Origin of the sequence: Pedomonas sp., assembly GCF_036515995.1 — a bacterium.
In the GTDB taxonomy this organism is placed as follows: Bacteria; Pseudomonadota; Alphaproteobacteria; order Sphingomonadales; family Sphingomonadaceae; genus Pedomonas.
Genome location: NZ_DATBUP010000074.1, coordinates 24,774 through 33,148, shown reverse-complemented (window position 1 = coordinate 33,148; position 8,375 = coordinate 24,774). Strand labels below are relative to the sequence as shown.

8 protein-coding genes are annotated in these 8,375 nt (G+C 64.2%); 6 read left to right on the top strand and 2 right to left on the bottom strand.

The genetic code is table 11. From position 1 onward, the window contains the following. The first annotated feature begins 131 nt into the window (after positions 1-131). Together VIG90_RS06010 and VIG90_RS06005 are read left to right on the top strand one after the other, a co-directional pair. On the top strand, positions 132-2,051 hold the full coding sequence (locus VIG90_RS06010; protein WP_331592570.1) for an ABC transporter ATP-binding protein/permease: 1,920 nt from the start codon (positions 132-134) through the stop codon (positions 2,049-2,051). 125 nt (positions 2,052-2,176) lie between these two features. Further along, positions 2,177-2,395, top strand: a complete 219-nt coding sequence (locus VIG90_RS06005; protein WP_331592569.1) for a hypothetical protein — start codon at positions 2,177-2,179, stop codon at positions 2,393-2,395. An 85-nt stretch (positions 2,396-2,480) separates the two neighbouring features. On the opposite strand, the gene VIG90_RS06000 is transcribed toward VIG90_RS06005, so the two are convergent. Together VIG90_RS06000 and wrbA are read right to left on the bottom strand one after the other, a co-directional pair. Continuing rightward, entirely contained in the window at positions 2,481-3,260 is a 780-nt protein-coding gene (locus tag VIG90_RS06000) for an alpha/beta hydrolase family protein (protein ID WP_331592568.1), read from the bottom strand. A gap of 12 nt (positions 3,261-3,272) precedes the next feature. Next, positions 3,273-3,875 (bottom strand): NAD(P)H:quinone oxidoreductase, encoded by a 603-nt coding sequence (wrbA, locus tag VIG90_RS05995; RefSeq protein WP_331592567.1) that lies wholly within the window; start codon positions 3,873-3,875, stop codon positions 3,273-3,275. Positions 3,876-4,071: 196 nt separating this feature from the next. Here wrbA and VIG90_RS05990 point away from each other — a divergent pair, with 196 nt between their 5' ends. The 4 genes from VIG90_RS05990 (at position 4,072) to VIG90_RS05975 (ending at position 8,360) form a co-directional block, all read left to right on the top strand. Continuing rightward, positions 4,072-4,215: a hypothetical protein gene (locus tag VIG90_RS05990; RefSeq protein ID WP_331592566.1), complete on the top strand. Its 144-nt coding sequence runs from the start codon at positions 4,072-4,074 to the stop codon at positions 4,213-4,215. A 258-nt stretch (positions 4,216-4,473) separates the two neighbouring features. Next, positions 4,474-4,836 (top strand): hypothetical protein, encoded by a 363-nt coding sequence (locus VIG90_RS05985; protein WP_331592565.1) that lies wholly within the window; start codon positions 4,474-4,476, stop codon positions 4,834-4,836. Between the two features lie 103 nt (positions 4,837-4,939). Beyond that, positions 4,940-5,449, top strand: a complete 510-nt coding sequence (locus VIG90_RS05980) for a hypothetical protein (protein WP_331592564.1) — start codon at positions 4,940-4,942, stop codon at positions 5,447-5,449. Positions 5,450-5,915: 466 nt separating this feature from the next. Next, complete coding sequence (locus VIG90_RS05975; RefSeq protein WP_331592563.1) at positions 5,916-8,360, top strand: patatin-like protein; 2,445 nt, start codon at positions 5,916-5,918, stop codon at positions 8,358-8,360. Positions 8,361-8,375 lie beyond the last annotated feature (15 nt).

The following is an 8,375-nucleotide window of genomic DNA, read 5'->3' as shown; positions in this document are numbered from 1 at the left end:
GACGTTTCCGGCCTGTGCATAGTCCGTCCGTCCTCGTGCCTCTGGCGCAGAGCTGAGCTAAGTCCTATCTGGGAGGTGCAATCACCCGGCGCGCCGGGCTGTTTCCGTTTGTGTGAAGGACATTGCCCGTCATGACCGCCCCCGCGCCCGCCTCGACACCGGATCAAACGCCCGAGCCCGCAACCACCACGACGCCTGCCGCCAAGAGCGCCTGGTCGACCGTGCGCCGGTTCGCGCCCTACCTCTGGCCCAAGCATGACCGGTCGCTGAAAATCCGCATCATCATCGCGGCTATCCTGATGATTTTGGCCAAGGCGACGGTGCTGGTGGTGCCCTTCTTCTTCAAGTGGGCAACCGATGCGCTCACCCAGCCGGGCGGCCCGGCCATTGCGCTGGCCGTCGGCCTCATCGGCGGCTACGCGGGCGTGCGCTTCGCCTCCAGCGTGTTCCAGTACACCCGCGATGCGGTTTACGTCCGCGTCGGCCAGCGGGCGATCCGCGGCCTGGCGCTGGACGTCTTTCGCCACCTGCACGCGCTGTCCCTGCGCTTCCATCTGGAGCGGCGCACCGGCGGCCTATCCAAGGCCATCGAGCGCGGCACCAAGAGCATTGATGAAATGCTCTACTTCCTCGTGTTCAACATCGGCCCCACCATCATCGAACTGCTGGCCGTCTGCGTCATCTTCGGCGTGAATTTCGGCTGGGAGGTGGTGGCCATCACCGTCGGCTCCATCGGCGCGTACATCATTTTCACCGCCGTCATCACCGAATGGCGGGCCAAGCTGCGCCGCGAGATGGTGGATCGGGACACCAAGGCCAACGCCCGCGCCATCGACAGCCTGCTGAATTTCGAGACGGTGAAATACTTCAACAACGAGGAGCATGAGTTCCGCCAGTATGACGGGGCGCTGCGCCGCTATGAAGACGCCGCCACCAAGTCGGACAGCTCGCTTGCCTTCCTCAACATCGGTCAGGGTTTCCTGACCAGTCTCTGCCTGTTCGGCTGCATGGCACTGGTCGCCTCGCGCATGGGCAACGGCACCGCCACCATCGGCGATGTGGTACTGGTCAACACCATGCTGCTTCAGGTGTTCCGCCCGCTCGACATTCTGGGCTGGATCTACCGCGAGATCAAACAGGGCCTGGTAGACATGGAATTCATGTTCGGCCTGCTCGACCAGCCGCAGGAGGTGACCGACAAGCCGGGGGCAAAGGACATTGCCATTGCCGGCGCACGCATCCGCTTCAGCGACGTGGTCTTCCACTACGAGCCGCGCCGCACCATCCTGCACGGCGTCTCGTTCGATCTGCCCGCAGGCCATACGCTGGCCATCGTCGGCCCCTCGGGCGCTGGCAAGTCAACCATCTCTCGCATCCTGTTCCGCTTCTATGACATCGCCTCGGGCAGCGTGACGGTAGACGGGCAGGATATTCGCGACGTCACCCAGAAAAGCCTGCGCCGCTCCATCGGCATCGTCCCGCAGGATACGGTGCTTTTCAACGACACCATCCGCTACAACATCGCCTACGGCCGCCCCGGGGCCACACCGGAGGAGGTGGAAGACGCCGCCCGCCGCGCCCAGATCCATGACTTCATCCTGACACTTCCGGACGGTTACGACACCATCGTAGGCGAGCGCGGCCTGAAATTGTCGGGCGGCGAGAAGCAGCGCGTGGCCATCGCCCGCACGCTGCTGAAAAATCCGCCGATCCTTGTCCTCGACGAAGCCACCTCAGCACTCGACACCCGCACCGAGCGGGACATTCAGGCAGCACTGGACGCAGCGGCGGCCAACCGCACCACGCTCATCATCGCTCACCGGCTCTCCACCGTGGTCAACGCGGATCAGATCATCGTCCTTGAGGCGGGCCGCATCGTCGAGAGCGGCACCCATGGCGAACTGCTGGAGCGGCAAGGCCGCTACGCCGCCATGTGGTCTGCCCAGCAGCAGGAGGTTCTCAGCGCTTCGGTCGCCAAGGCGGTGGAAAACGGAGACCTGTCCCCCGGCGCGGCCGGTCTTGCCGAACCCGCTCCTCAACCCGCCGAATAAGGGGGCACGAGGCAAACGGGGGAACCCGCCTGTGCCCTTCCCGTTGGTTCTTTAGAGGGGCTCATGAACGGCGCGGCACCGCGCCCGAGCCTCCTCACGCTCAAGCATGAACGGGAGAAGACGACATGAGCGAGAATGCTCGCGGCAAGGGTCGCAAACGCGCGCTTGGAGCCATTGGCGCACGCCAGATCCCAAGCGTCGTTCAGCCCTCCGGCGTGAATATCGACGAGCTGACCGATCTGGAAGAACTTCCCACCGGGGCCTCTGCACCCCAAATGGGACAGGAAGACATGAACCCGGGCGAGGAAACGCCCACGCCCCAGCGCCGCCGCCAGCAAGCCTGATACCGCGGACGCCTTCACCTCGAATTTCTGATTATCTGAAATTCAAGCAGCAAGGGGGTCTCAAGACCCCCTTGCGACGGGAAGTTCACGTCTGCCCCTGTTGCGCAAGGCCCAGATACCGCGAGGCCCAGGCGGCGATAACGCCTGCCGCATAACGGGCATCGTCTCCGTTGGTCAGCAGATGATCCGCCGTATCGAGCGAGACGTAGCTCTTGGGATGCCGCGCCACGCTAAAAATGGATTCCGCATTTTCAATCCCGACGATTGCATCGGTTGGCGCATGCAGGATCAGCAGCGCCCGGCCCAGCGTCTGAATGCGCTCGTGCGGGGAATGGCGTGACAGATCTTCAACGAAATTCCGGCTGAGGCTGAACGTTGCTGGCCCCAGCCTCACCGGCGCTTCGCCATAGCGCATGATTTCATCAAGTTCTGCTGCGAAGAGATTGGTGACGTGCGACGCCTCGTAAGGCGAGCCGATGGTCACGACCGCCTTGACGTCAGGCATCTGCGCCGCCGCCGCCAGTGCCGCCGTACCGCCCAGGCTGTGGCCGATCAGCAGTTGCGCAGACATGCCCTGCGCCTCCATGAACGCAGCAGCGGCCGCCAGATCGGCCACATCCGCACTGTAGGGGTGCTGGCCGAATTCGCCTTCGCTTTCCCCCAGCCCGGTAAAATCAAAACGCAACGTGGCGATGCCGTGCGCCGCTAATCCGCGTGCAATATGCACCGCCGCCAGGCTGTTCTTGGTACAGGCGAAACAGTGGGCAAACAGGGCATACGCCTCTATGCCCCCATCCGGCCGCTCCAGCCGGGCGGAGAGCTGGGCACCGCTCCGGCTCTGAAAGGTCAGCCGTTCCGTCGGCATTGCTCTAGGCCCTCAGCCGGGAAACAGCTTGGCGGCGATTTCTGCCACGTGGCGCCCCTGAAACCGTGCGCCAGCCAGCTCATTCTCGCTCGGCTGACGCTTGCCGTCACCACCCGCCAGCGTGGAAGCACCGTAAGGCGAACAGCCGGTAATTTCGTCCATCCGCATCTGCCCCTCAAAGGAATAGGGTAAACCGACAATCACGTAACCCAGGTGCAGAAGGGTTGTATGCATGGAAAGGATGGTGCTTTCCTGTCCGCCGTGCTGGGTCGCGGTGGACGTAAAGACGCTGCCCACCTTGCCCACCAGCGCGCCACTGGACCACAGGCTTCCGGTCTGGTCGATGAAATTCCGCATCTGGCTGGCCGCAACGCCATACCGGGTTGGGGTGCCGAAAATCACCGCGTCATAATCCGCCAGCTCCTTCGGCTCGGCGATCGGCGCATCCTGCTCCAGCTTCATGCCGGATTTGCGCGCCACTTCTTCCGGCACCAGTTCCGGCACGCGCTTTACCGTGGCGTCGGAACCGGCCTCCTTCACGCCGTCAGCCACGGCATAGGCCATTTTTTCAATGTGCCCGTAGCTGCTGTAATAAAGCACCAGAACCTTCGCCATGGGGTGTCTCCTTAAAGACAATCAGAGGACGCGCGGAAAATGCCGCAAGGCGTGCCTGCAGAAAGAAACAGCCAACGGCCCCGTTTGTTCGTTGCGGCATCACATTGAAACAGGAGGATCAATGCCGCGAGGTTACGGAACCTGACGGTCCGCTCCATCGTTGCCTTAAAACCCCCAAAAGCGCGGGAGATGAACTATGGCGAAGAACGACGATTATAAGGGCCGCTCCAAGAGCCAAGCCGCCAAGAAGTCCGGTGGCCAGCAGTCCCAGCAGGGTGGCGGCCAGAGCAGCGGCCAGCAGTCCCAGACCTCGGGTCAGAAGAGCAGCAAGAAAAAATAGTCGCTGCTCCGACTTTCATTCCCAACGGCCAAGCGCGTGGACGCAGCCCCCCCCGCGTCCCGCCTTGTGCTGCTTGATCAGGCTTGCGCCTCCAACCCCGTCCCTGTCCCAATCATCCCCTGTCTCTGCCGCCCTGTTATTCCGGAACTCCGCCGCTCCGACCAGAGTGCGCAGGAGGAACCCCGTTTTTTGTGCGCCGTTGGCTGAAAAAGGCCCCGGAAATTCCGGCGGGCAATTCTCAGTGAAAGGATGCATGGCATGACAGGCGACAAGAACCGCCCCGATCCATCGAAAAACGCAACCACTCGCCCCGGGGACCCCGGCCCGCCAAAGCAGCCCCAGCCTGAGCAGGGCGGGCCGCGCGGCGGCAGTGATAATCCCGCCCTTCAGAATTTTGGGGAGAGCCTGAAGCATCCGGCGCAACAAGGCCAGCGCCGGAGCGAGCCTGACCTTGGCCGTGGCACGCCCGGTGCCACCCAGCATGGACAGCAGATGTTCGAAAAGGGACAGCCCGGCCAGCAAGGACAAGGCACCACGCAGGGCAAGGGCCATCAGGGTCAGCAGGCCCACTCAAAAAGCCAGTCTTCGGCCAAGCGCACCCCGGGTGCTGACGAGCACTGAAGCTTGGCAACAGGAACTCGCCCACCTGCCATCCGTTGGCTTGAGGACGGCTTTAAAACCGCCGTTCTCCAGATTCCCAGACAATGCCCAAGGGGAGATGACAATGACTCAGGACCGTAAGGACCAAAACCAGCGCCAGCAAAGTCAGCAAGGCCAGAAGAGCCAGCGCGGCCAGCAGGGCCAGCAGCAGGGTCAGCAGGGCCAGTTTGGTCAGGCCGAGCAGCAGAGCCAGGCTGGTCAGCAGGGCCAGCAAGGCCAGCAAGGCCAGTTCAGCCAGCAGAGCGGTCTTGGCCAGCAATCCCAGTCTGGTCAGGGCGGCTACGGCGGCCAGTCCGGCTTCGCCAGCCAGTCTGGTCAAGGCGGGCAGTCGAGCCAGAGCGGTCAGTCCGGCCAGTCGGGCCTTGGCGGTCAGTCAGGCCAGTCGGGCCAGAGCGGCCAGTCCGGCCAATCGGGTCAGGGCAGCCAGTCGGGCCAGTCGGGTCAATCGGGCCAGTCCGGTCAATCGGGCCAGTCCGGTCAATCCGGTCAGTCCGGTGTCGGCGGCCAGTCGGGCCAGTCGGGTCAGCAGGGCCAGCGTGGCCAGTCGGGCACGCGGACTGATCGGGACGAGTAAGCTCCCGGCATAGCCCTCGCGGTCTGCTCGCCAGGAGCAGCCCGCAAGGCTTGACCATTTAAATCCCCTGTCCCTCCGCCCGCGGAGGACAGGGGATTTTTTCGTGCCCACACGCGGCATTTCTGCTAAATTGGCTGTGATCTTTCGTTCGTTCTTGCGGCCTTGTTCTGCACCCGGACTTATTCCTCAGTCCGTTCTCGGCCCCAGTATCCTGTCGTCTTTTCTTGCATGCCCTCATACCCATTGCTCTGGGCCGCACTCTGGCAAGAAAGGAGTACACACCATCCGTAATTTAATCTGTGTCCTGCGTTCCTTCGCGCGCCACGCTCCCGCCAACATGGGCCGTTCGGCCCCGGCCTGCCCGTATTTTCACGATCGGCGCTAAAATATGGCTTTGTTTGGCTTTCGGTCATGGCGAAAACGCCGCGCCTTGGGTAGGCTGTCTGCTCAAGGGCAGGTCACGGGCATGAAAGAAAAAGAACTTCGGCTGGCGCTGGTCTGTTACGGCGGAGTTTCCCTCGCCGTTTACATGCACGGCATCACCAAGGAAATCTGGAAGCTTCAGCGCGCCTCCAAGGCGTGGCGCGATGCCAAGCAGCTGCCCGAAGCCGAGCGGGACAGCGTTCTCTCGCGCTCCGGGCGTCCTGCCGATACGGAAAAGGTTTATTTCGATTTACTGGCCCGGCTCGATGAAACCGTCGAGCTGCGCGTTCTGGTGGATGTGATAGCCGGCGCGTCCGCCGGCGGCATAAACGGCGTGTTTCTCGCCAAGGCCATTGCCGAGGATCTCTCGCTGGAGCCGTTGACGGACCTCTGGCTGCGCAACGCGGACGTAGAGCGCCTGCTCGATCCGCATCAGGCCTCAACGCCATGGAGCAAAGCCTACATGCGGCCGCTCCTGTGGCTGTTCCAGCGCTGGCGGCTGCGCCAGCAGGCGGAGGAGGAGCTGCTGGGTGCAGACGCCGGAGACGAGGTGCGGGATAAGTTCTCCGCCCTCGTGCGCTCCCGCTGGTTCGAGCCGCCTTTCTCCGGCGGCGGCTTCGCCCGCCTGCTCTACGAAGGGCTGGAAGCCATGCAGCGCACCGCCGTCACGCCGGGCTCGCTGCTGCCCGCCGGCCATCCGCTCGACCTGATCGTGACGGTCACCGATTATCACGGCCACAACCAGACCCTGCGCCTCAATTCGCCGCCGCGCATCAACGAGCGCGAGCATCGGCTCATCATTTCCTTCCATGATCCGGGCACCCATCCGGCCGGGCGTCGCCAGCTGGGCGAAAATCCCAGCCTCGCCTTCGCGGCCCGGGCCACCGCCTCCTTCCCCGGCGCGTTTCCGCCAGCCTCCATCGGGGAGATCGACGAGATCGTGGCCGAGCGCGGGCAGGTCTGGCGTGACCGCACCGGCTTCATCGAGCAGCTGTTTCCCACCTGGACGCTGAACGGGCGCGACCCCGCCTCCATCCTGCTCATCGACGGCAGCGTGCTCAACAACAAGCCGTTCGACGCGGCCATCCATGCCCTGAAGGACCGCCCGGCCCACCGGGAGGTGGACCGGCGCATGGTTTACGTCGAGCCCTACCCCAAGGCGCTGAACGACCGCCATGCCGAGCCCGCCACCTTTTTCGGCACCATCATCGGCGCGCTTTCCACCATTCCGCGCCAGCAGCCCATTCGGGACGATTTGGAGCGGCTGCAGGATCTGACCGCCCGCCAGAACAACATCCGCGACATCATCTCCAGCCTGACTCCGGACATCGAGGCCGCCATCGAAGACGCCATCGGCGAGCGGCTGCACGTCAACCGCGTCACGCCTCATGCCATTGCCCAGTGGCGGCTCATGGCCCAGCAGAAGCTGGCGGATCGCTCCGGCTACACCTACAAGGCCTACGCCGAGCTCAAGACCGCGCGGGTGCTGGAGGAGACGGCGGGGATTTTCTGCATCCTCACCCGGCGGCGCAGCAGCACCGCCCACCACGACATGCTCCAGCTCGTACGCCGCTGGGCGGTGGAGGGGCATGTCCTTCCGCTGCCGCCGCTCTCCGGGCTCCAGCAACTGGGGGAGCACATCCCCTTCCTCCAGTTCCTGCGCCGCTATGATCTGGGCTTCCGCATCCGCCGCCTGCGCTTCGTCATCCGCCGTATCAACGAAATGTACGGCACGCTCGGTCTCGTCACCCACGACACGCTCGACCTTGCCAAGCGCCACCTCTATGCCGCGCTCGCGCCCATGCTCCAGCGGCAGACCGGCACGGCGCAGCAATTGCAGCACCTAGCGGGCCTGTCCCGCCTGCACCTTGACCCGTCCACCGCCATTAACGCGCTCGGCGATGCGCTCGGGCTGGTGGCGCTCGATGAGGAAGTGGACCAGCGCATTGCAGACTGCGTCGCGGTCATGCCCGATGCCGAGGTCGCCCGTCAGCTGCTGCTCGCCTTCCTCGGCTTCCCGTTCTTCGACCTCGTGACCCTGCCCATGCTCGAGCAGACGACCGACGAGCTGGAAGGCATCAAGGTAGACCGTATCTCGCCGTCAGACGCCACCTCGCTGCGCGCGGGCGGGGCCGAGGCAACGCTGAAGGGCATCCAGTTCGCCACCTTTGGCGCCTTCCTCTCCCGCGCCTACCGGGAGAACGACTACCTCTGGGGCCGCCTGCACGCGGCCGAGCGGATGATCGACATTGTGCTCTCCAGCGCCGCGCCCGCCGTACACCTGCTCCCGCATGAGATCGCCGAGTTCAAGCGGCAGGCGTTCCTTGAAGTGCTGAATGCGGAGCGGCCGCGCCTGCGCCGCATCACCGGGCTCATCGACCAGTTGCTTGCCGAGGTGTATGCACGTCACCCCGGCGAAATGGGTGACGACGAACCGGTGGAGGACCTGCCCGCCGATACGCCCGCTCCCGCACCGTCTGCCACGTAAAGCAGCTTTCGATCC